15 protein-coding genes and 1 riboswitch are annotated in these 22,192 nt (G+C 59.5%); of the genes, 1 reads left to right on the plus strand and 14 read right to left on the minus strand.

What is annotated here, in order from left to right; translation table 11 throughout:
* Positions 1–33 precede the first annotated feature (33 nt).
* The 14 genes from purF to ELR57_RS12685 all read right to left on the minus strand — a co-directional run bounded on the left by purF (position 34) and on the right by ELR57_RS12685 (position 18,310).
* Positions 34–1,587, minus strand: coding sequence for an amidophosphoribosyltransferase (gene purF / locus ELR57_RS12620; protein WP_126959442.1), 1,554 nt, complete (start codon positions 1,585–1,587; stop codon positions 34–36).
* A complete protein-coding gene (purL, locus tag ELR57_RS12625) occupies positions 1,572–3,815 on the minus strand; it encodes a phosphoribosylformylglycinamidine synthase subunit PurL (protein ID WP_126959443.1) in 2,244 nt (747 codons plus the stop codon). Before purL ends, purF begins: the two co-directional genes overlap by 16 nt.
* Positions 3,793–4,485: a phosphoribosylformylglycinamidine synthase subunit PurQ gene (purQ, locus tag ELR57_RS12630; protein ID WP_126959444.1), complete on the minus strand. Its 693-nt coding sequence runs from the start codon at positions 4,483–4,485 to the stop codon at positions 3,793–3,795. Before purQ ends, purL begins: the two co-directional genes overlap by 23 nt.
* A gap of 6 nt (positions 4,486–4,491) precedes the next feature.
* The gene (gene purS / locus ELR57_RS12635) at positions 4,492–4,737 is read right to left on the minus strand and encodes a phosphoribosylformylglycinamidine synthase subunit PurS (RefSeq protein WP_238162523.1); all 246 of its coding nucleotides are present in this window, start codon (positions 4,735–4,737) and stop codon (positions 4,492–4,494) included.
* A gap of 71 nt (positions 4,738–4,808) precedes the next feature.
* Positions 4,809–5,705, minus strand: coding sequence for a phosphoribosylaminoimidazolesuccinocarboxamide synthase (locus ELR57_RS12640; protein ID WP_126959446.1), 897 nt, complete (start codon positions 5,703–5,705; stop codon positions 4,809–4,811).
* Positions 5,706–5,865: 160 nt separating this feature from the next.
* Positions 5,866–7,164 (minus strand): adenylosuccinate lyase, encoded by a 1,299-nt coding sequence (gene purB / locus ELR57_RS12645; RefSeq protein ID WP_126959447.1) that lies wholly within the window; start codon positions 7,162–7,164, stop codon positions 5,866–5,868.
* A gap of 7 nt (positions 7,165–7,171) precedes the next feature.
* A complete protein-coding gene (gene purK, locus ELR57_RS12650; RefSeq protein WP_238162511.1) occupies positions 7,172–8,437 on the minus strand; it encodes a 5-(carboxyamino)imidazole ribonucleotide synthase in 1,266 nt (421 codons plus the stop codon).
* Entirely contained in the window at positions 8,434–8,919 is a 486-nt protein-coding gene (purE, locus tag ELR57_RS12655; protein ID WP_126959448.1) for a 5-(carboxyamino)imidazole ribonucleotide mutase, read from the minus strand. The genes purK and purE overlap by 4 nt, the downstream gene beginning before the upstream one ends.
* Positions 8,920–9,114: 195 nt before the next feature.
* A riboswitch (purine riboswitch) is annotated at positions 9,115–9,216 on the minus strand.
* 419 nt (positions 9,217–9,635) lie between these two features.
* Positions 9,636–10,985 (minus strand): GH1 family beta-glucosidase, encoded by a 1,350-nt coding sequence (locus tag ELR57_RS12660; RefSeq protein ID WP_126959449.1) that lies wholly within the window; start codon positions 10,983–10,985, stop codon positions 9,636–9,638.
* Positions 10,986–11,087: 102 nt separating this feature from the next.
* Positions 11,088–12,818, minus strand: a complete 1,731-nt coding sequence (locus ELR57_RS12665) for an ABC transporter substrate-binding protein (RefSeq protein WP_126959450.1) — start codon at positions 12,816–12,818, stop codon at positions 11,088–11,090.
* Positions 12,819–12,909: 91 nt separating this feature from the next.
* Positions 12,910–13,803, minus strand: a complete 894-nt coding sequence (locus tag ELR57_RS12670; RefSeq protein ID WP_126959692.1) for a carbohydrate ABC transporter permease — start codon at positions 13,801–13,803, stop codon at positions 12,910–12,912.
* A 30-nt stretch (positions 13,804–13,833) separates the two neighbouring features.
* Entirely contained in the window at positions 13,834–14,802 is a 969-nt protein-coding gene (locus ELR57_RS12675) for an ABC transporter permease (RefSeq protein ID WP_126959451.1), read from the minus strand.
* Between the two features lie 205 nt (positions 14,803–15,007).
* On the minus strand, positions 15,008–16,534 hold the full coding sequence (locus ELR57_RS12680; RefSeq protein WP_126959452.1) for a response regulator transcription factor: 1,527 nt from the start codon (positions 16,532–16,534) through the stop codon (positions 15,008–15,010).
* A gap of 3 nt (positions 16,535–16,537) precedes the next feature.
* Positions 16,538–18,310 carry a cache domain-containing sensor histidine kinase gene (locus ELR57_RS12685; RefSeq protein WP_158630017.1) on the minus strand — a complete coding sequence of 591 codons (1,773 nt, stop codon included), beginning with the start codon at positions 18,308–18,310 and terminating at the stop codon, positions 16,538–16,540.
* Between the two features lie 216 nt (positions 18,311–18,526).
* On the opposite strand from ELR57_RS12685, the gene ELR57_RS12690 reads away from it, so the two are divergent.
* On the plus strand, positions 18,527–21,412 hold the full coding sequence (locus tag ELR57_RS12690) for a glycoside hydrolase family 3 protein (RefSeq protein ID WP_238162512.1): 2,886 nt from the start codon (positions 18,527–18,529) through the stop codon (positions 21,410–21,412).
* Positions 21,413–22,192 lie beyond the last annotated feature (780 nt).

Here is a 22,192-nt window from a genome sequence, read left to right on the forward strand (position 1 = left end):
TTATCGGACGGCGCCGAGCGCCGCCATTCGCATTCAGTCGCAGCTGCAGGAGGTTGCCTTGGCAAGCTCGAACTGCACCTTGGTCGGGTAGTCGTGGTCGAAGCAGCTCAGGCACAGGCCGCGATTCTTCTCGCCCTCGTGCCCGCCTACCGCTTCCATCAGCCCGTTCTTGCTCAGGAAGTAGAGCGAATCGGCGTTGATCGCCTTGCGAATCTCTTCGACCGACTTCGTATTGGCGATCAGGTCGTTCGGATTCGGCGTGTCGATTCCGTAATAGCAAGGGTTCATAAAAGGAGGAGAAGAGATTCGCACATGAACCTCCGTCGCTCCCGCTTCCCGGAGCATGTTGACGATGCGAAGCGACGTCGTGCCGCGAACGATCGAATCGTCGATCATCACGACGCGCTTGCCTTCGACGACCTTGCGCACGGCGGACAGCTTCATCTTGACGCCCTTCTCGCGCAGCTCCTGGGAAGGCTGGATGAACGTCCGTCCGGTATATTTGTTCTTGATGAGGCCAAGCTCATAAGGGATGCCCGTCTGCTCCGCATAGCCGATCGCGGCGGAGATGCTCGAATCCGGAACGCCGGTCACGATGTCGGCGTCGACGAACGCTTCGAGCGCGAGCTGCTGCCCCATCCGCTTGCGCGCGGAGTGCAGGTTCACTTGATAGATATCGCTGTCCGGACGGGCGAAGTAGATATACTCCATCGCGCAGACGGCGCGGCGTTCCATCGGAGCGAAGCGCTCCTCGCGGAGGCCGTCCTTGTCGAGGACAAGGATCTCGCCCGGCTCGACGTCGCGGACGTATTCCGCGCCGATCGTCTCGAACGCGCACGTCTCGGAAGCGAAGATATAGGCATCGCCAAGGCGGCCCAAGACGAGAGGACGGAACCCGTTCGGGTCGCATGCCGCGATCAGGCGGTCCTTCGTCATGATCAGGAAGGCATAGCCGCCGATAAGGCGCGAGAACGCGTCCTTGACCGCTTCGACGAGGTCCTTCGGCGAGCGGGCGATCAGGTGGGCGATGACTTCCGTGTCGCTGGACGTCTGGAAGATCGAGCCCTGCTCTTCCAGCTCGCGGCGGATGACCGGCTCGTTCACGATGTTGCCGTTCGTGCAGACCGCCAGGTCGCCGTCGCGGTACTTGAAGACGAGCGGCTGCGCGTTGGCCAGCAGGCTGGAGCCGGAAGTCGAGTAACGGACGTGGCCGATCGCGCGGTCTCCGGTAAGAGCGCCCAGTCGCTCGCGGTCGAACACTTCCTTCACGAGGCCCATCCCGCGATGGAAATGGAATTCCCCGTTCTCGGAGGTGCAGATGCCGCAGCTTTCTTCGCCGCGGTGCTGGAGAGCGTGAAGGCCGTAATAGCTAAGGCCCGCCGCGTCGGAATGCCCGAATACTCCGAACACTCCGCATTCTTCCTTCGCCTTGTCGAAGATATCTTCCTGGAAGTTACCTTGGTTGTAGTGGTCGCCGGTCCAGAAACGGGCCTCGGAGGGAGCCGCCGCTCCTCCAAGGCTTGCGTTCGAGCCGGTCAGCGGGTAGGCCGACCGGATCGAACTTCCGGACTTCACTTCATCCGGCATGGGATCGCTTCCTTCCATTCCTTGCGGAATTCGCTTAGTGGCGCCGCAATGGCGGTATGTCCGTTGATCTTGATCGTCAGGCTCTCTCCGCCAACCGTTCCGAGACGCTGTGCCGGCACGCCAGCCGCTTCCAGGGAAGAGGCGACTTTGTCCGCTTGCTCCGGCTTAACCGACAGCAGGATGCGGGATTGCGATTCGCTGAACAGCGCGATGTCCGGGCGCAGGTTCGATTGGAAGTCGACCGTCGCGCCGAGGCCGCGTCCGAAGCCGGATTCCGCGAGCGCCGCCGCGAGGCCGCCCTCGGAGAGGTCGTGCGCAGAAGCGACCAGCCCTTGCTGGATCAGGCCGAGAACCGCCTTGTGCAGGCGTTGTTCCGTCGCCAGATCAAGCTCCGGAGGGCGTCCTTCCGTCACGCCGTGAACGGCGTATTGGAATTCGCTGCCGCCGAGCTCCGCCTTGGTCTCGCCCAGCAGGAAGATGACGTCGCCTTCGGCTTTGAACTCTTGAGTCGTGATGTGATCCGTATCGTGAACGAGGCCGACCATGCCGACGACCGGCGTCGGGTAGATAGCGCCCTTCGCGTTCTCGTTGTATAGGGAGACGTTGCCGCCGATAACCGGCGTTTCGAGGAAGCGGCAAGCTTCCGCCATGCCGTCGACCGCTTTCTCCATCTGCCAGAACACTTCCGGCTTCTCCGGGGAACCGAAGTTCAGGTTGTCCGTGATCGCCAGCGGCTCGCCGCCGGAGCAGACGATGTTGCGGGCAGCTTCCGCTACCGCGATGCGTCCGCCGACTTCCGGATCCAGATAGACGTAACGGCCGTTGCAGTCCGTCGTCATCGCCAGCGCCTTGCGGGTGCCGCGAATGGTGACGACAGCGGCATCCGAGCCCGGAACGACCGCGGTCGAAGTGCGAACCTGGTAATCGTACTGGCTGTATACCCACTCTTTGCTCGCGAGCGACGGGGAACCGAGCACTTTTTTGAGCGCGTCGGTCAGGTCGGTCGCTTGCTCGTAGCGGTTCGTATCGACGGAACCGTTCTGCAGGTAATAGTCCGGCACCTTCGAAGGCTTGTTGTAGACCGGGCAGTCGTCGACGAGCGCCTTGACCGGCATGTCGGCGACTTCTTCGCCCTTGTGGAACAGGCGCAGGCGGCCGTCGTCGGTTACCTTGCCCACCTTCGCGCAGTGGAGGCCCCAACGCTCGAAGATCGCCTTCGCTTGCGCTTCATGCTGAGGCTCGGTGACGAACAGCATGCGCTCTTGGGACTCGGACAGCATCATCTCGTAAGCGGTCATGCCTTCTTCGCGCTGCGGAACCTCGTCGAGGTACAGCTCCATGCCGTTGCCGGCCTTGGAAGCCATCTCCGCGCTGGAGCAGGTGAGGCCTGCGGCGCCCATATCCTGAATGCCGAGCACGATGCCGGAGGCGATCAGCTCAAGCGTCGCTTCCATAACGAGCTTCTCCATGAACGGGTCGCCGACTTGGACGGCCGAACGCTTCGCTTCGGATTCCGCGGTAAGGTCCTCGGAAGCGAACGTCGCGCCGTGGATGCCGTCGCGTCCCGTCGCCGGTCCGACGTAGAACACCGGGTTGCCGACGCCCTTGGCGACGCCGCGCTGGATCTGGTCGTGATCGATCAGGCCGACGCACATCGCGTTGACGAGCGGGTTGCCTTCGTACGACTCGTCGAACATGACTTCGCCCGCGACGGTCGGGATGCCGATGCAGTTGCCGTAGCCGGCGATGCCGCTGACGACATGCTCGAACAGGTAGCGCACGCGGTCGTTCTCCAACTTGCCGAAGCGCAGCGAGTTAAGCAGCGCGATCGGACGGGAGCCCATCGAGAAAATATCGCGGATGATGCCGCCGACGCCGGTTGCCGCGCCTTGGTAAGGCTCGACCGCGGACGGGTGGTTGTGCGACTCGATCTTGAACACGACGGCTTGGTTGTCGCCGATGTCGACGATGCCCGCGCCTTCGCCCGGTCCCATGAGGACGCGAGGTCCCGTCGTCGGGAAGCGGCGCAGCAGCGGCTTCGAGTTCTTGTACGCGCAGTGCTCGGACCACATCACGCTGAAAACGCCGATCTCGGTGTAGTTCGGCTTGCGGCCCATGAATTCGCAGATGAGGGCGTATTCGGAATCGGACACGCCGAATTGCTTGTATATTTTCTGCTCGGCGATCTGCTCGATCGTCGGTTCTTTAGCGGATACTTGCTGCGCCATTGCGTTCCCTCCAAGCGTTGAGTACTGACGTGAACATCCGGGCGCCGTCCTTGGAGCCGAGCAGCTCGCTGACCGCGCGTTCCGGGTGCGGCATCATGCCGACGACGTTGCCCTTCTCGTTGCAGATTCCCGCGATGTTGTCGACGGAGCCGTTCGGGTTGTCTCCCGCGTAACGGAACACGATCTGGTTATTCTTTTTCAAATTAGCCAGGGTCTCGTCGTCGCAGTAGAAGTTGCCTTCTCCGTGCGCGATCGGGATGCGGACGACCTCGCCTTGCTCGTAGTCGTTCGTGAAGCCGGTGCCTGCGTTCTCGACGCGGAGATCGACCGGATGGCAGCGGAACTTCAAGGAGTTGTTGCGGATGAGGGCTCCCGGGAGGAGACCCGCTTCCGTCAGAATCTGGAACCCGTTGCAGACGCCGAGAACGAACTTGCCTTCTTCGGCCGCCTTGCGGACTTCTTGCATGACCGGAGCGAGCTGGGCCATCGCGCCGCAGCGCAGGTAGTCGCCGTAGGAGAAGCCCCCCGGAACGAGAATCGCATCATATTGGGACAGGTCGGTGGACGTATACCACACGTAATCGACGGGCTGCTGCAGAACGTCCTCGACCGCCTTGAGCATGTCGATGTCGCAGTTGGAGCCCGGGAACACGAGAACCGCGAATTTCATGAGGTCTCAGCCCTCCAATTCGAAGCGGTAGTCTTCGACGACGGTGTTGGCCAGAAGCTTCTCGCACATCGCCTTGACTTGCTTCTCCGCTTCGGCGCGATCCGTGGTGTCGAGCTGCAGCTCGAGATACTTGCCGATGCGCACCTTGGAGACTTCATTGAAGCCGAGGGTTTGAAGGGAGCCTTGAACGGCGTTGCCCTGAGGGTCGAGTACGTTCTCTTTGATCGTTACGTAAACCGTTGCTTTCATGATTAAATTCTCCTCCTATAGGGGAAAAAGGATTGGCGTAACTGAACTTGCGCGTGCTGCTGCGAGGAAAAGGGTTAGTTGCTCGTCTCCGTCAAGCGGCGGTAAATCTCCTGGTAACGGGCGGAAGTCGCCGCCACCACCTCGTCGGGCAATCTCGGCGGAGGGCTGTTCTTGTCCCAGTCCGAGCCTGCGAGGTAAGCGCGAACGGGTTCCTTGTCCATGCTGTCGATCTCGACGTCTAGCTTGTAATTCTCTTCGGCCCAGAAACGCGAGGAGTCGGGGGTGAACAGTTCGTCGATCAGAATGATGTCGCCATCGATAAGTCCGAATTCGAATTTGCAATCCGCGAGGATGATTCCCTTCGTCGCGCAGAAATCGCGGCCGAAGGAGTAGAGCCGGAGACTAAGATCGCGAAGGTCCTCCGCCAGCTGCCCGCCGACGCGGCGGGCCATCTCCCCGAACGGGATGTCCTCGTCGTGGCCGACGTCGTTCTTGCCGGCCGGCGTGAAGATCGGCTGCTCGAGCTTCGAGTTCTTGCGCAGCCCTTCCGGCAGCTTGATGCCGTTCACTTCGCCGGTCGTCTGGTATTGGCGCCAGCCGCCGCCGGTGATGTAGCCGCGAACGACGCATTCGATGTCGATGCGCTTCGCCTTCTTCGAGACCATGACGCGGCCCGCGAGCTTCGGCTTGTCGCTGTCGGCGACGAGGTCGCCGAGCTGGTTCACGTCGGTGTGGACGACGTGATTCGGAAGCAGGTCCGCCGTCTTCTCGAACCAGAACGAGCTCAGCCCGTTCAGCACCTGTCCCTTGTTCGGCACGGGAGGATCCAGGATATAATCGAAAGCGGAGATGCGGTCGGTGACGACGATCAGAAGCTTGTCGCCCAAGTCGTAAAGCTCGCGAACCTTGCCTTTATGGATAAGCGGGGCCTTGATTAGCCCTTCGGCGGTGGACAGCGTTTCGGTGGACATGACAGCCTCCTTGTGAAGCGGTGGTTACTTGGATTGCGGTTTGTGGCGCTGCAACCCGATTCTATCGGGTTAGAGCTGCTTCGCGGCGCCATTTCGGCTCTGCAACCCGATGTCGTCGGGTTAGAGCGGCCTGACGCCGAATTCATCCTTGCCGTCTCTTCTATTCGTTCAGCCCAAGGCGGGCGAAGATCGTGTCGACATGCTTCAGGTGCCAGCTAGGGTCGAAGCAATCGGCAATCTCCTCGGCGGAGAGAACGTTCGCGATCTCCGGCGTGGAGGCGACGATGTCGCGGAAGTCGCGCTGCTCTTCCCAAGCTTGCATCGCGCGCGGCTGCACGGTGTCGTACGCCTGCTCGCGGCTGAAGCCCTTGTCGATCAGCTTCGTCATCACGCGGCCCGAGAACGGAACGTTGTACGTGCTGCGCATGTTGCGCTTCATGTTCTCCGGGAACACCGTCAGGTTCTTCACGATGTTGCCGAAGCGGTTCAGCATGTAGTTGAGCAGCATCGTCGCGTCCGGCAAGATGATGCGCTCGACCGAGGAGTGCGAGATATCGCGCTCATGCCACAGCGTTACGTCTTCGTACGCGGTAACCATATGGCCGCGGATGACGCGGGAGAGGCCGCTGATGTTCTCGCAGCCGATCGGGTTGCGCTTGTGCGGCATCGCGGACGAGCCCTTCTGGCCCTTCGCGAACGCCTCTTCGACTTCGCGGAATTCGCTCTTCTGCAGCGCGCGGATCTCCGTCGCGAACTTGTCGAGCGAGGTCGCGATCAGGGCGAGCGTCGCCATGTATTCGGCGTGGCGGTCGCGCTGCAGCGTCTGCGTCGAGATCGGAGCCGCTTTGATGCCGAGCTTGTCGCAGACGAACTGCTCGACGAACGGATCGAGGTTCGCGTACGTTCCGACCGCGCCGGACATTTTGCCGAATTGAACGTTGTCGGCCGCGCGGCGGAATCTCTCGAGGTTCCGCTTCATTTCTTCGTGCCACAGCGCCATCTTCAGGCCGAAGGTCGTCGGCTCGGCGTGCACGCCATGGGTGCGTCCCATCATCGGGGTATTCTTATATTTAATGGCTTGGCCGCGAACGATCTCGATGAAGTTCACCAGGTCGCGTTCGAGGATCTCGTTCGCCTGCTTGAGCAGGTAGCCGAGCGCCGTGTCGACGACGTCCGTCGAGGTCATGCCGTAGTGGACCCACTTGCGTTCCGGCCCAAGGCTCTCGGAGACGGCGCGGGTGAAGGCGATGACGTCGTGGCGAGTCTCCTGCTCGATCTCGTAGATGCGATCGATATCGAACTTCGCGTTCTTGCGCAGCTCTACCGTGTCTTCCTTCGGAATATGGCCGAGCTCGGCCCATGCTTCGCAGGCGCAAAGCTCGACTTCCAGCCAAGCCTTGAATTTGTTCTCTTCAGTCCAGATGGCCCGCATCTCCGGGCGGCTGTAGCGATCGATCATTGTAGAATCAAACCCTCCATATATTCGATTGGGCAATCCACGCGAGCGCGGCTTCCGTATCGTCAGCCAACACGTTCACGTGACCCATCTTGCGCTTGTTCTTCGCTTCCGCCTTGCCGTACAAGTGCACCTTCGGCTCGACGCCGAGGCGTTCCGCTTCCGGATCCCGCGACTTCATCCACTCCAGCAGCGGAGGAACGTGCTCGCCGAGAACGTTCGCCATGACGACCGGCGTCAGCAGCGAGGTGTCTCCGAGCGGCAGATCGCAGATCGCGCGGATGTGCTGCTCGAACTGCGAGGTGCGGCTGGCTTCCATCGTATAATGGCCGGAATTATGAGGACGCGGAGCCAGCTCGTTCACGTAAAGCGTCCCGTCCGTTCCGACGAACATCTCGACGGCGATCAGGCCGACCGCGCCAAGCGTCTCGGCGATTGAGACCGCCAGCCGTTCCGCTTCGGCTCGGACCTCGTCCCCGATCCGGGCGGGAACGATCGACAGGTGAAGAATGTTGTCCACATGAACGTTCTCGGCCGGAGGGAACGTTCGGATCTCGCCCGAAGGACGGCGCGCCGCGATGACCGAGATTTCCTTCTCGAAGGAGATGAACTTCTCGAGCACCAGCTCCGTCCCCGCCCGTTCCGCTTCCCGCCAAGCCGGCTCCAGCTCGTCCTCCGAACGGAGCACCCACTGGCCTTTGCCGTCGTAGCCCCCGGTCGCCGTCTTCAGCACGGCCGGCAAGCCGAGCGAAGCCGCCGCTTCCCGGAGCGAGTCCAAGCTAACGACTTCCGCATAAGGCGCAACCCGAGCTCCCGCTGCCTCGATCGCTCTCTTCTCGCGCAGGCGATGCTGCGTCGTATGGAGAAGCGCGCTGCCTTGCGGCACATAGGATTCCTGCTCCAGCATCGCGGCGACGTCCGAATCGACGTTCTCGAACTCGTACGTGATAACGTCCGATCGCTGAGCCAGCTCTCGCGCCGCTTCGCGGTCGCCGTAGCCCGCGACGATCTGCTGAGCCGTCTGTCCGCAAGGAGAGTCCGGAGTCGGGTCGAGCGTCACGAACTTATAACCCAAGCGGCTGCCCGAGTGCGCCAGCATCCGGCCGAGCTGGCCTCCTCCAAGGATGCCGATCGTAGCCCCCGGAAGGATCGCTTTCTGTTCAGGCAACGCGGTCTTGGCTGCCTCTCCCGCCGTCCCCGGCAGGACGCAGTAGCCATCCTCGCAGATCATGCCGTCCGCCGAACCGAGATCGACAAGCTTGAACTGATCGCTCATGCCAACTCTCCGTTCGCCAGCACTTCCGCCGTAATCCGATCCCGGCGAGCCGAGATCCTCTCCTGCACGGCGGGATCGAACGCGCCGATGATCTGCGCGGCCAGCAGCCCCGCGTTCGTCGCTCCCGCCGTTCCGATCGCCACCGTCGCGACCGGAATGCCTCCCGGCATCTGCACGATGGAGAGCAACGAATCAAGCCCGTTCAAGGCTTGCGACTTGACGGGCACTCCGACTACCGGAAGAACCGTCTTCGCCGCTACCATGCCGGGCAGATGGGCGGCTCCTCCGGCTCCCGCGATAATAACCTTGAGCCCTCGGGCTGCCGCATTTTCCGCATATTCAAACATTAGATCGGGTGTCCGGTGAGCCGAAACAACCTTCTTCTCATAGGAAATATTAAGTTCATCCAGAACGTCGCATGCGCGCTTCATGGTCTCCCAATCGGACGTGCTGCCCATGATGACGCCGACAACTGCCGACATACTCTCACCCTTCCCCCGTCAAAAATCATTCCTAAACACACAAAAAGGCCGATAGGGTATACTGTCAGTATTCCCCATCAACCCCATCTTCTCTCTTGCGGTTGCCTTATTTCCAACTTTCGCCCCGCTGGACGCCACTAAGGCGCAACATCGGATTCCGGCATTCCGCCGCCTTTCCCACCCGATATCCGCCTGCTATCCAATGCTAGGGCTCGTAGTCCGAAAATTTAAGGTTTCCGGGTAGAGACGATCGGGCCGTATCCCCGACTATATACGAGCAGGATTCGCTTTTTTACGGTTCTAAGTTTACCCCAACCTCACATGGATGTCAATCGAAAGGCGAACGCTTAATTGACGTGAAAATACGAATGTTCGGTTTTTGATATATTCGGAATATGCGGATTTACCGGGACGGACTCGCCTTTTCCCGATCGGCGAACAGAGAATTTTCGACAAGTCCTCCGATAACCCGCCCTCCTTCTTCCCGTTCTGCCGCTTGCGATTCCGCCTATTATTCTTTTTCCGGCCCCATTCCTTCTCCCGGCCTTCGCGCATAGGCAGACTTCAGTGGTACCGGATTCCCTAAGGGGAGGCCTTGAAGGTTGTCATTTCCGAACGACGACCCGAAGAGGAGAGTAACAAGGAGGAGCCGTCCCTCGCGCGCGGGAACGGCTCCTCCGTTAATTGCCTAAGCTAGCTTCTCCAGCCCAGCTCGCTTACTTCACTTCGAACCAATTGTTGCGGGCGACCTTCTCGTACCAATAATAGCTGTCCTTCTTCGTTCTCTTCAGCGTGCGGAAGTCGACGTGGACGAGGCCGAAGCGCATGTCGTAGCCTTCCGCCCACTCGAAGTTGTCGAGCAGCGACCAAGCCATGTAGCCGACTACGTTAACGCCGGCGTCGATCGCGCGGGACAAGCTGATCAGGTGCTGCTTGTAATAATCGATGCGCCGGTCGTCGCGCACCCGGCCGTCTGGATCCGGGCCGTCGTTGATGCAGGCGCCGTTCTCGGTGATGTAGATCGGAATGTTGCCGTATTTGTCCTTCACGTAGCGCAGCGAGTCGTAGAAGCCGACCGCGTCGTACGGCCAGCCGATGTCGGACTTCACGTAATGCGATTCGATCGGCTCGCTCTTGAGGAGGCCGGCATCCGGGTTGTAGCGGTTGATGCTCGCCGAATAATAGTTAAGGCCGAGGAAGTCGATCGGCTGCCGGATGGCCGCCATGTCGCCTTCGAGGATCGGAATCGTCACTCCGGCGCCTTCGATGCACTCCCGAAGCTCATCCGGGTACTTGCCGAAGAAGATCGGGTCCTTGAACCAATCGCCGGTCCACTGGATGTTGCGCAAGCAGGCCTTGCGGTCCTCTTCGCTGGGCCCGTAAGGAACGGCCCAAGTCATGTTCGGCGCGATGCCGATGACGCCTTCCCTTCCTTGCTCCCGGAACAGGCTTACCGTGCGGCCGTGAGCGACGAGAATATGATGGGCGATGTTGGTCGCAAGCTGCAGGTCCGTGTTGCCCGGCGCGTGAATGCCCAGATAGTTCGACAGGAACGAGCTGCACCAAGGCTCGTTGAACGTGATCCACTTCTTGATCTTGCCGCCGAACTCGTCGAACATCGTCTTCGCGAACTCGACGAACGCGTCGATCGTCGCGCGGTTGTTCCAGCCGCCTTCGTCTTCGAGCGCCTGCGGAAGATCCCAATGATAAAGCGTGCAGAACGGCTCGATTCCGTTCTCGAGCAGCGCGTCGACCAGGCGGTGGTAATAGTCCAAGCCGAGGCGGTTTACTTCTCCTCTGCCCTTCGGATAGATGCGGGGCCATGCGATCGAGAAGCGGTAGGTCGAGACGCCAAGCTCCTTCAGCAGCTTTACGTCCTCCCCGTAACGGTGATAGCTGTCGCAAGCGACGTTGCCGTTGTCCCCGTTCTTGACCTTGCCCGGGGTATGCGAGAAGGTATCCCAGATGGACAAGCCGCGGCCGTCTTCGTCATATGCGCCTTCAATCTGGTAGGATGCGGTCGCCGCTCCCCAGGAGAAGCCTTCTTTGAATCGATAGATCGTCACTTTTACCTACGCTCCTTTGATGTGTAGAAGGGCAGAATCCGCAAGCGGATTCTGCCCTTCATTATACCACTTGTAAAACGTTTTCCCTTCCCTTGCCTTACCTTATTCGTTCCACAGCTTCACGCGGTCCGCGACCGTTTGGGCGCGCAGCTCTTCCGCCTTGTGGACGCCGGCCTTCTCCAGCTGCTTGACGTAGTCGTCCCAGATGCCGTCGAACTCTTCCGGCTTGGCGAGGATCGCCTTCGGAATCATTTTCCAAGTGATGGTCTTCAGCTTCTCGTCGAGAACCGTGATTTCGCTGTCGCTCGGAATCGGAATGTTCCAAGCGGCGCCCCAAGGCTTGACCGGGAATTCGCTCTCGTTCGGGAACAGGTCCTTCCAAGTCGTCGCGTTATAGGCTTTGAGCGTCTCCTTCTCGACGTCGTTGAAGCCGGCGACGATCTGATCCGGGAACACCGTCGTGTAGTAGTTGCCGGACGGATCCTTCACGCCGTCGCCATAGTGAGGAGCGAGCAGCGGGTACAGGCCGCCGACGTTGCTCAGGCCGGTCTCCTTAACGAAGTTCGTCGTGTCGTTGTACTTCTTTTTCTGTACGTCCTCCGGAATGACGCGCTTGCCATCCACGACGTTGTAATGCTTGCCCTCGATGCCCCAGTTCACGAGAACCTGGCCTTCGTCGGAAGCGAGGTAGTCCAGGAATTTGATCGTGCGGATCGGGTCCGGGTTCGTCTTGGAGATCGCGACGCCGCTGCCGGCCATGAAGCCGGTCGATTGGAACGTGCGGTCCTTGATCGTATCGTTTAGCGTAACCGAGAAGTGAGCATAGCCTTGGTCGAACTTGCCTTCGGCTTTGAGCGCGTTCTCGCCGTCGCCGTAATCCCAGTCTTGGTCGATCAGGCCGAGCACGCGGCCGGTCGCGATCTTCGCCTTGTATTGGTCATACTTCTGAACGAAGCTCTCCGGATCGAGCAAGCCTTCCGCGTTCATGTGGTTGAGCCACTTGAAGTAATCCTTCTCTTCCGGGCGCAGGAAGTGGTAGGTCACCGTCTTGCCGTCGTCCGTGATATGGTATTCGCCGTCGTCGGAACCGCCGGTCGCCTGGAAGGCCGGGTTCGTGACGGAGATGTACATATGCCAATCGTCCGCGTTCAGCGTCAGGCCGATGTTCTTGTTGCCGTTCTCGTCGGTCGGATGCTTCTCGAGATATGCCTTGATGGCGTTCTCGTAATCCTGCAGCGTCTTGATCTGCGGATAGCCGAGCTCCTTGACGACGCGGTGCTGCAGCTCGAAGCCGCCGCCGGCGTTGAAGTACGTCTTGCCTACGCCATCGTAGGTGGGAAGAACGTAAATCGCATGGTCGTCGTTGCTGTAGCGAAGACGCTTCAGCTGATCCCCGTACACCTTCTTGATGTTCGGGCCGTACTTGTCGATCAGGTCGGTCAGGTCGATGACCGCGCCGGCGTCGACGAACTTGCTGATGCTTGTCTTAGGGCTGATGAGGTCCGGGTACTTGCCGCTCGACGCGATTAGGGCCGACTTCTGAACGGCATCGCCGACGGCGAACTCCGCGTCTAGGGTGATGCCTGTCTTCGCCGTAATCTCCTTGCCTACGTCGTCTTGCATATTCGTCCAGTTAGGGCTTGGGTCCTCGCTATAGAAGCTAAGAGTAAGCGGTTTCAATGCTTCCGGACTGTTGCTGGCGGAACTGCTGGCGGATCCGGATGGGGAAGCGCTGCTGCCGTTGTTATCGTTTTTGTTGCCGCATCCCGCAAGCAAACCGGCGACAAGCGTCGCCGACATCAGGACGACCGGCCATTTTCTCTGTTGTGCCATTAGTTAAACCCTCCCGTGTAATAATAACAAATCATTTATGCGTATAACAGGTTCCCCCGTTGATACCGATAGGAGCCGGAGGCCGGAAAGATTATCCTTTCACGGCTCCGAGCGTCATGCCTTTGACGAAGTAGCGCTGCAGGAACGGATAAACGAGCAGGATCGGGATCGTGACGAAGATCGTAATCGCCATCTTGACCGATTCCGGGGACACCGTCGCCATGACCTGGGTCATGTTCGAGTTGCGATAATCCCCGTTGTTGCCCGACGACGTGCTCTGCAGCACTTTCATCAATTCGTATTGCAGCGTGGTCAGGTGATCGCTCGATCCGTTATATAGATACGTATCGAACCAGGTATTCCATTGGGTGACCGCAAGGAACAGCGCGATCGTCGCCAAGGCGGGCTTCGCCATCGGAAGGATGATTCGCCAGTAGATCGTGAAGTCGTTCGCCCCGTCGATCTTCGCGGACTCTTGAAGCGCATACGGGATGCCGTCCATGAAGGAACGGATGACGAACACGTTGAACGCGCTGATCATGCCGGGCAGAACGTATACCGCGAAGGTTCCCATCATGTGAAGATCTTTGATCAGGATGTAGATCGGGATCAGGCCTGCGGAGACGTACATCGTAATGGCCAGGAAGGTCGAGACGAACCTGCGTCCTTGAAAATCGGGCCTTGCCAGCGTGTAAGCGAGCATAGAGGAACTGATGAGTCCCAGAACCGTTCCGACCAGCGTGCGCAGCACCGAGATCTTGAAGCCGGTGGCAAGGCCGGAGAACGAGAAGATGACTTTGTAGTTCTCCCACGTGAATTCCCGCGGGAAGATCGAGATGCCGCCCCGCACGCTGTCCGTCGAGTCGTTGAACGAGAGAGCGAGCACGTTCAGGAACGGATACAGCGTGACGACGGTGGCGACGAGCAGAGCGACGATGATGACGAAGTCGAGGATACGGTCGGACAAAGGTGCGCCTTTACGCATACGATAGGTTGTCACTGGCTGGCACCCTCCTTAAATAACGCTTTCTTTCGTGAATCGCTTGAAGATGCCGTTCGCGGTGAACAGCAGGAGCAAGCTGACGACCGAGGTGAAAATATTGACCGCGACGCCGAACGAATAGCGGCTCATCTGCAGCCCGTATCGAAGCGAGTACAGATCGAGCACGTCGGAGTAGTCCCGGACAAGATTGTTGCCCAACAGGAATTGCTTCTCGAATCCGATGCTGACCAGATGCCCGATCTGCATGATCAGGAGAATGATAATCGTCGTTCGAATGCCCGGAATCGTAATGTGCCAGATTTGGCGAAGCCGGCTGGCGCCGTCTACTTTGGCCGCTTCGTAGAGCTCCGGTCCGATGCCGGCGATGGCCGCCAGGTAGATGATCGCGTTCCAGCCCGTCTCCTTCCAGACGTCGGACACGGTCACGATGCCCCAGAACAGGTTGCCTTTGGCCATGAACTGGATCGGTTCGTGGATGAACCCGAGGCCCATCAGAATGTCGTTCACGACTCCGTTATCGGTCGAGAGCATTCGGGTGACGATGCTAGTCACGACGGCCCAGGAGACGAAGTGCGGCAAATACGAAACCGTTTGCACGAATCGCTTGAAGAACATGCCCTTCATTTCGTTCATCATGATCGCGAACACGATCGGGACGACGAAGGTGGCGACGAGCCCCATGACGCTCATGGCCAGCGTGTTGCGCAGCACTTGGTAGAACATATCGTCTTGGAATAACGTTTTGAATTGATCGAAGCCGACCCATTTCTGTTCCCAGATGGACTTGCCCGGCTTGAAGCGTTGGAAAGCCATCAGCCATCCCCAGAGAGGATAGTAGTTGAACAGGAACACCCAGGCGACGAATGGCAGAGACATGAGATACAAGTAACGGTTGCGGAAGGCGATGCGCCAGAATCGGCTCCACTTCGAGGTGGTCCGAGGCGGGCTTCCGGGGACGCCTGTCTCTGTTATCGCTTTCATATGGTTATCCCTCCTTGCTGTATGCCTTAATGATAAGAGAATCGAATGCCGGTCGATACCTCAAAGATTCGGGGCAAAATCATATAAAAATCAGTGAAAGCGCAATCATCGTTACTATATAAAAAAGCGCATCGCTGCGGATGCGCTTGGCCGGCTCGACAATATCCAAAAAGTCGGGTAATCTCTCGGATGGTTTCCAATCTCTCTACTTCTTGCGATAGGAGGAAGGAGATGCTCCGACGTACTTGCGGAATTTGCTGTGGAAGTAATCGACGTTGGAGTACCCGACCCTCTCCGCGACCTGATATACCTTCATTCCGTCCTGCAGCAGTTCCTTCGCTTTCTCGATCCTTACCTTGTCGAGGTAGGTGTTGAACGATTCCCCCGTCGTGTTCTTGAACAGCTTGCCGAGATAAGAGCTGTTGTAATTAAACACTTCCGCGAGCGACTCGAGCTTCAGGTTCTCCTGGTAATTCCGGCGAATGACGTCGATCATCCTCTGGACCTGCTTGTCCCCGCCGTAGTCCCGGAACTCGGCCGCCGCTTCGCGGATCAAGCCGTTCAACCGTTCGAGCGCTCCGGCATAGCGGTATTCCGGATAGATCTCGAGAACTTCCGTCGCGAACGCTTGGCATCTCGCCCGCCGTTCGGGCCGGCTTGCGGCCAGCTTGTTCAGCGCGGCGGTGACGGCTTGCACGAAGCCCGCTTTGAGGGATTGCTCGGGCATGTTGGCCTCCAGCATCGCGGCTCCCATCTCCCGCAGCGCGGCACAGGCCGCTTCTTCGTTGCCGACGTCGAGCGCGAGGAATAACCGTTCCGCGTACGACTCCGCCTCCGGCAGCTCCTTGCCCGCTCCGGACGGCGCGTAGAAGGCGCCCTGCTCGTCCCAGCCATGCAGCCGGCCGCCCTCCAGAGCGAACCTTCCTCTCATCCGCTCCTGGGCGCGGCGGAACGAAAGCCGCAGCTCGCTTAGACAATCGACCCGCCCCCCGCTTACCGCGATCAGATCAAGCCCGTTCTCCCGGCAGATGGCCTCGAGACCGTCATAGACGGCGCCTCTTCCGTGCCCGTCCTTGAGGACAAGCCCTAGATAAGGTTCCATCGCGAAGAATAGCGCTTTGTCCGATGCCTCGTACGTCTCGATGAGCCGACGCTTGATAACGTCGCTTTTCTCGGAATCGATCTCGAATCTGCTCTCGAGCTTAAGCAGGATGACCTCGTAGGAGGAAGCTCTAAACGCCGGATGGGCGTTCGCCTCCGCCCCCTTCGCCCCTCGCCCGGTCAGCAGCGAGACAAGAAGCTCATCCCGGCTCCGCTCCGGGCTCTTATCCATCTGCCTGGCCGCCCTGTTCTCCGCGTCCAGACGTTGTTTAAGCTTCGCCAGATTGTCGGTCAGCTCGTCCTCATCCACCGGCTTGAGCAGGTAAGCGTCCGCTCTCATCGCGAGCGCCTGGCGAGCATAGTCGAAGTCGGCATGCCCGCTCAGGATAAGGAAGCGCGGGCACGGCTTCATTCTCTCCTGCAAGGTTCGAATGAGCGTCAAGCCGTCCATCCCCGGCATGCGGACGTCCACGATCAGAACGTCCGGCGCAAGCTGGGCCACCTTGTCCAAGGCGTCCAGCCCCTCCGCGGCGCTGCCGACGACCTCGTAGCCCAGCTCCTCCCACCCGATAATCGTCCGCAGTCCTTCGCGGATGAGCGGTTCATCGTCCACGATCAATACTTTGTACATCTATCATCCCTCCAACGGGATCCGGAAACGAATGGTCGTTCCTTCTCCCGGTTCGCTCTCGAGAAGAAGACCGGCCTCTTCCCCGTATGTCATGAGAAGCCTCTGATGAACGTTATGAAGCCCGATTCTCTCCGATTCTTGCTGCCCGAGGGCGTGTCTGAGCTGCTCCAGCTTATCCGCGCTCATGCCGATGCCGTTATCCGCCACCGCCACTTCGAGATGCTCTCCGTCGATTCGGGCGCTAATCTTCACGGTTCCGCTGTCCGTGCTTCGCTCCAAGCCGTGAACGACCGAGTTCTCCACGAGAGGCTGAACGAGCAGCGGCAGCAAGCGAATCTCCTCCGTCCCCGGCTCTAGGCGAAGCTCGTAATTCAGCCTCTCCTCATGCCTGAACTTCTGGATCTCCAAGTAAGCGCGGCTTATCTCCATCTCGTCCTTCAAGGCAATCATCTGCCCGGTGATCTCCAGGTTCTTGCGGAGCAGCTTGCCCAGCATCTTGACCGCCTGCGAGATCTCCTTCTCCCCGTTCAGGTGGGCCTTCATGCGGATGGATTCCAGGGCATTGTACAGAAAATGCGGATTGATCTGGCTGGCCAGCATCTTCAGCTTGATCTCGTTCTGCTTGCGTTCCAGCTCGCTGGCATGCTGGTGGGATTCCGTCACCTCGTCCATCAGCTCGCGAATGTTCACGACCATCTGGTTGAACTGCCTGGAGATCTGCCCGATCTCGTCCTTCCCGTCCACCGCGATCGCGGCGTTGAAGTTGCCCATCGATACCTTGCTGATCTGCCGGCTGAACTTGAGCAATCTCTTCGTGATGACCGCGAAAATAAAATAGATCATGAGGATCGACAGCACGACGAAGATCGAAATGACCTGAACGCCGAGCACGTTGATTCGGTTGGCTTCCTTGACGATGCTGTCCACCGAGTAGATCGTTATGATCGTGAGGCTGGAATAGCTCTTATCCGGCGTCAGCTTGTCGATAATGACCTTCGATTCGACTCCGTCGATCGTCATCTCGTACGATCCGGGCTCCTTATCCGACAGTTCCGCGCCTAACGACGTATCTTTGAGCAGCTTGCCGGTCATGCCCGTCCGGTTGGAGGCCACGACGAAGCCCTGTTCGTCGGTCAGCAGCGTATCGGCGTTCTCCTGCCTGAGCATCGAATTCAAATATTCCGTATTGACGTCCACCGCGAGGACGCCGAAGGATCGTTCCTCTTGAAAATAGACGCTGCGAACGAGACTGAGCAGGTTGCCGCGGGTGCGAGTCTCATTGGGGAAGTAATACCAGCCGATCAGACCGCTATGCTCCAGGGCGGAATGGTACCAGAACGTATTCTTCAGCGCCGCGTCGACGGGGAAGAACTCCCAGTTGTTCAGCAGCGTCGGATTGTCCATGAACAGCTTGATCTGCGAGATCTCCGGGTTGAAATCCAGGAACATCCGGAATGTCGTGAAGTCCCGATAGGCTTCCACGACGTCGTTGCGATTCTGATAGCGCGTCGTCGCGATCTGCTCCATGTCCGAGTCGAGACTTAACCGGCTGGACAGATTGATCGCGATGTCTAGCGTCTCGTTCGTCCGAATCTTGATCCGGTCGATGGAGCTCTCTATCTGTTCCTTTGCCTTTAACAAGGCGGAATCCCGGTATTCCCTCACCACGAAGAACCCGACGATAATGAACGGCAATATAAAAAACAGAATATAAGAGAGCACCATCTTGTTGCGCAGCTTCATATCGTTTAAAAGCAATGTCAACCGGCGCAGCACGTTCACCCTCCCCTGCCGCCATGGCGTAAGCGCATACAGCTTTTGACCCATACGTTATTTTGGGGCAAAGCGGACGATATGCGCAACCCTTTCTCCGAAATTGCACGGATTTTAGGTTGAATAATGAGGGTATTTCCTCTATGCGATAAAGAGTAAAATGGTCGTTAGCGAACTTACTTTGAATGCGCTTGCATAAATTTGGAGGAGGCATCCGTCTTGAACGAATCGAACCGTTACCCTTTTGAGAATCCCGACCTCCCGCTCGAGACCCGCGTGAACGACCTGGTATCCCGGTTTACGATAGAAGAGAAAATCAATCTGATGGGCCAATACCAGGATTCGGTGCCGCGCCTCGGCGTAAAGCCGTACAAGCACGGCACCGAAGCCGCCCACGGCATCGCCTGGCTCGGCGAGGCGACCTACTTCCCTCAGCCCGTCGGCCTGGCCTGCACGTGGGACGAAGAGATGCTTCGACAAGTCGGCGAAGCGATCGGCACCGAGGCCCGCGGGTTCTTCCGCCGCGATCCCGCCCTTAACGGCCTCACGCTGTGGGCGCCGACCGTCGATATGGAACGCGACCCCAGATGGGGACGCAACGAGGAAGCCTACGGGGAAGATCCAGTGTTGGCTGGCAAGCTGGCCGCCGCGCTGGCGCAAGGCATTCAAGGCGATCATCCCTTCTACCTTCGTGCCGTGGCCAGCTTGAAGCATTTTATCGGCAACAACAACGAGGTCGACCGCGGCGTGTGCTCGGTCAGCATCGATCCTCGCAACATGCGCGAATATTACCTGAAGGCGTTCGAGATTCCGTTCAAGGAAGGCGGAGCGCAATCGATGATGACCGCCTATAATTCGGTCAACGGCGTGCCGGCCAACCTGAACCCGCAGGTCAACGGCATCGTGAAGGGCGAATGGGGCATGAACGGCTTCGTCGTCAGCGATGCGGGCGACGTGCTCGGAACGGTCAACGAGCATGCCTACTTCGACAACTATAAGGACGCCGTGGCGGCGAATATCAAAAGCGGGATCGACAGCATTACCGACGACCATCCGATCTCCAAGCAAGCGATCAAGGATGCCCTGGCGGACGGTACGCTGACGGAGAACGATCTCGACATCGCGCTGCGCAACACGTTCCGCGTCCGCATGCGCCTCGGCGAGTTCGATCCGGAGGAGCTTGTTCCTTATTCCGGCATCGGCGAAGACGTCATCGGATCGGATAAGCATAAGGCGGTCGCGGCGGAAGCCGCCCGCAAGAACGTCGTGCTGCTCAAGAACGCCGGAGGCGCTCTTCCGCTTAACGCTGAACGCGTTTCTAAAGTCGCCGTTGTCGGCCCTCTGGCGGACATCGTTTACCGCGACTGGTACAGCGGCAACCTCCCGTACGCCGTCACGCCCCTCCAAGCCATTCGGGCCAAGCTGGAAGCGGCGGCCGGGCAGGCGGCCTTCGCCAGCGGGAACGACCGCGTCAAGCTGGCCGCGGACGGCAAGTTCGTCGCCATTCGTCCGGACGGCAAGCTGGCGGCAACGCTGGAATCCCCTGAAGGAGCCGAGACGTTCGAACTGACCGACTGGGGCTGGCGGGCGCATTCGATCGTCGCCGAGACGACGGGCAAGTACGTGACCACGCAGGATGACGTGAACGTTACCGCCGATTCGAACGAGATTTTCGGCTGGTTCACCAAGGAAGCGCTGCTGATCGACAAGCCGGAGACGGGCAAGCTGAGCCTCGCCGCTTGGAACAACGCGCGAATCGGCATCGGCGAAGAGGGCTTGCTGACCGTCGATCCCCGGCTTGCCGTCGAATTCTCTTCGCTTGGATCGCCGGAGGAACGCAAGGCTGCGGCTGAAGCGAAGGGCAAGGTGCGTGCCGTTGCCTTCGATACCGTCATCGTCAACGACGGCATTCAAGACGCCGTTGCGGCGGCAACCGGCGCGGATGCGGCCATCGTCTTCGTCGGCAACCATCCGCTCATCAACGGCAAGGAGACGATCGACCGCCCGGATATCACGCTGCCGGAAGCGCAAGAACGGCTCATCCGCGAAGTCTGCGCGGCCAACCCGAACACGATCGTCGTTATCGTCGGCAGCTACCCGTTCGCCGTCAATTGGGCCGACGAGCACGTTCCGGCGATCCTCTACACCTCGCATGCGGGCCCGGAGCTCGGCAACGCGCTCGCGGACGTCCTGTTCGGCGAATATGCGCCGGCCGGCCGCCTCAATATGACTTGGTATCGAGGCGTCGACCAGCTGCCCGACTTCATGGATTACGACATTATCAAGGGAGAACGCACGTACCGCTACTTCCGAGGCCCCGTGCTTTATCCGTTCGGTCACGGCTTGACTTACTCTCCGTTCGAGTACAGCGGCTTGCGGCTGGATCGCTCCTCCGTGTCGGAAGGCGGCGAAGTCACCGTCCGCGTGACCGTGCGCAACGCCGGCAGCCAAGCGGGCGAAGAAGTCGTGCAGCTGTACGGCTCCGCCGGCGCCTCGCGGGTCAAGCGTCCGCTGAAGCAATTGCTCGGCTTCCGCCGCATCAAGCTGGCGGCAGGCGAGAGCGCCGAGACGGCCTTCACGGTGAAGGCGTCCGAGCTGGCGTTCTGGGACGTGACCCGCGACCGCTGGTGCCTGGAGAACGGAACGTGGGAGCTTCGCGTAGGCCGGTCCTCCGAGGATATCGCGCTTGAAGCCTCGCTGGAGATTGTCGGCGAGACGGTCCCTCCGCGCGATCCGCGCCTGCCGACGGCCGCCTGCAACTATGACGACTACGAGGGCGTCGTCATCGACGAATGCAGGCAGGGCGGCAGCAGCGTCGCGGCCGTGCGCGACGGCGCTTGGGCGTATTACGGCGACGCAAGCTTCGCCGGCGCCGGCGTCGGCCGCTTCGAGGCGAAGGTCTCTTCGCCGCGCGGAGGCCGGATCGAGCTCTCGGCCGTCGGACCGAACGGCGAAGAGGCGATCGGCAGCCTCGAGATCATCGCGACCGGCGGCACGCAAGCCTGGAGAACGATCGGCGGAGAGATCGCAGCTCCAGCCGGCATCGTCGGCGTCCGGCTGAAGCTGAGCCGCGACGTTCGGGTTGCCAGCTTCCGGTTCGAATAGATTGCAATTGAGGCTTCTCCCTAACACGACAGCTAGGGGGAAGCTTATTTGTTTGCGTTGAATCCCATGTGAACAGTCTAACTACCTTCTTACGCCTGCCAGCTCAGTTTCCGCACCATGTAGGCAGTCTGACTACCTTCTTCCGCCCGCTAACTCGCTTTCCGCACCATGTGGGTAGTCTGACTACCTTCCTCCGCCAACTAACCTCATGCCTCCCCATGTAGGCAGTCTCACTATCTTCTTACGCCCGCCAGCTCAGTTTCCGCACCATGTAGGCATTCTGACTACCTTCTTCCGCCCGCTAACTCGCTTTCCGCACCATGTGGGTAGTCTGACTACCTTCCTCCGCCAACTAACCTCATGCCTCCCCATGTAGGCAGTCTCACTATCTTCTTACGCCCGCCAGCTCAGTTTCCGCACCATATAGGCATTCTAACTACCTTCTTACGCCTTCCAGCTCATTTTCCATACCATGTGGGCAGTCTGCTTCTTCTTCCCCGCCGTCCTAGGTTGGAGGGCACGTTTAAGGCGGGTCATGTGAGCACGTACGATGCCGCAAAGTGCGGCGGAGTACGGGATCGCCCCACAAAGTAAGGCAGAGTTTTTCCTTTTCGGCAGAGCACTTAACATGTTAAAAAGCGCCCCCTCTATCGAGATAGAGAGAACGCTTTGAGGAAGTGAGCCATGCTCAGTGTAACGAAATGGAGCCGCAACGTGCGTATGTTCGCCCGAGATGAGTACCCAGTACCCAATTGACGCCGCTTCGCGCAGATGTTCGGC

Origin of the sequence: Cohnella sp. AR92 (assembly GCF_003990975.1) — a bacterium.
Lineage (GTDB): Bacteria > Bacillota > Bacilli > Paenibacillales > Paenibacillaceae > Cohnella.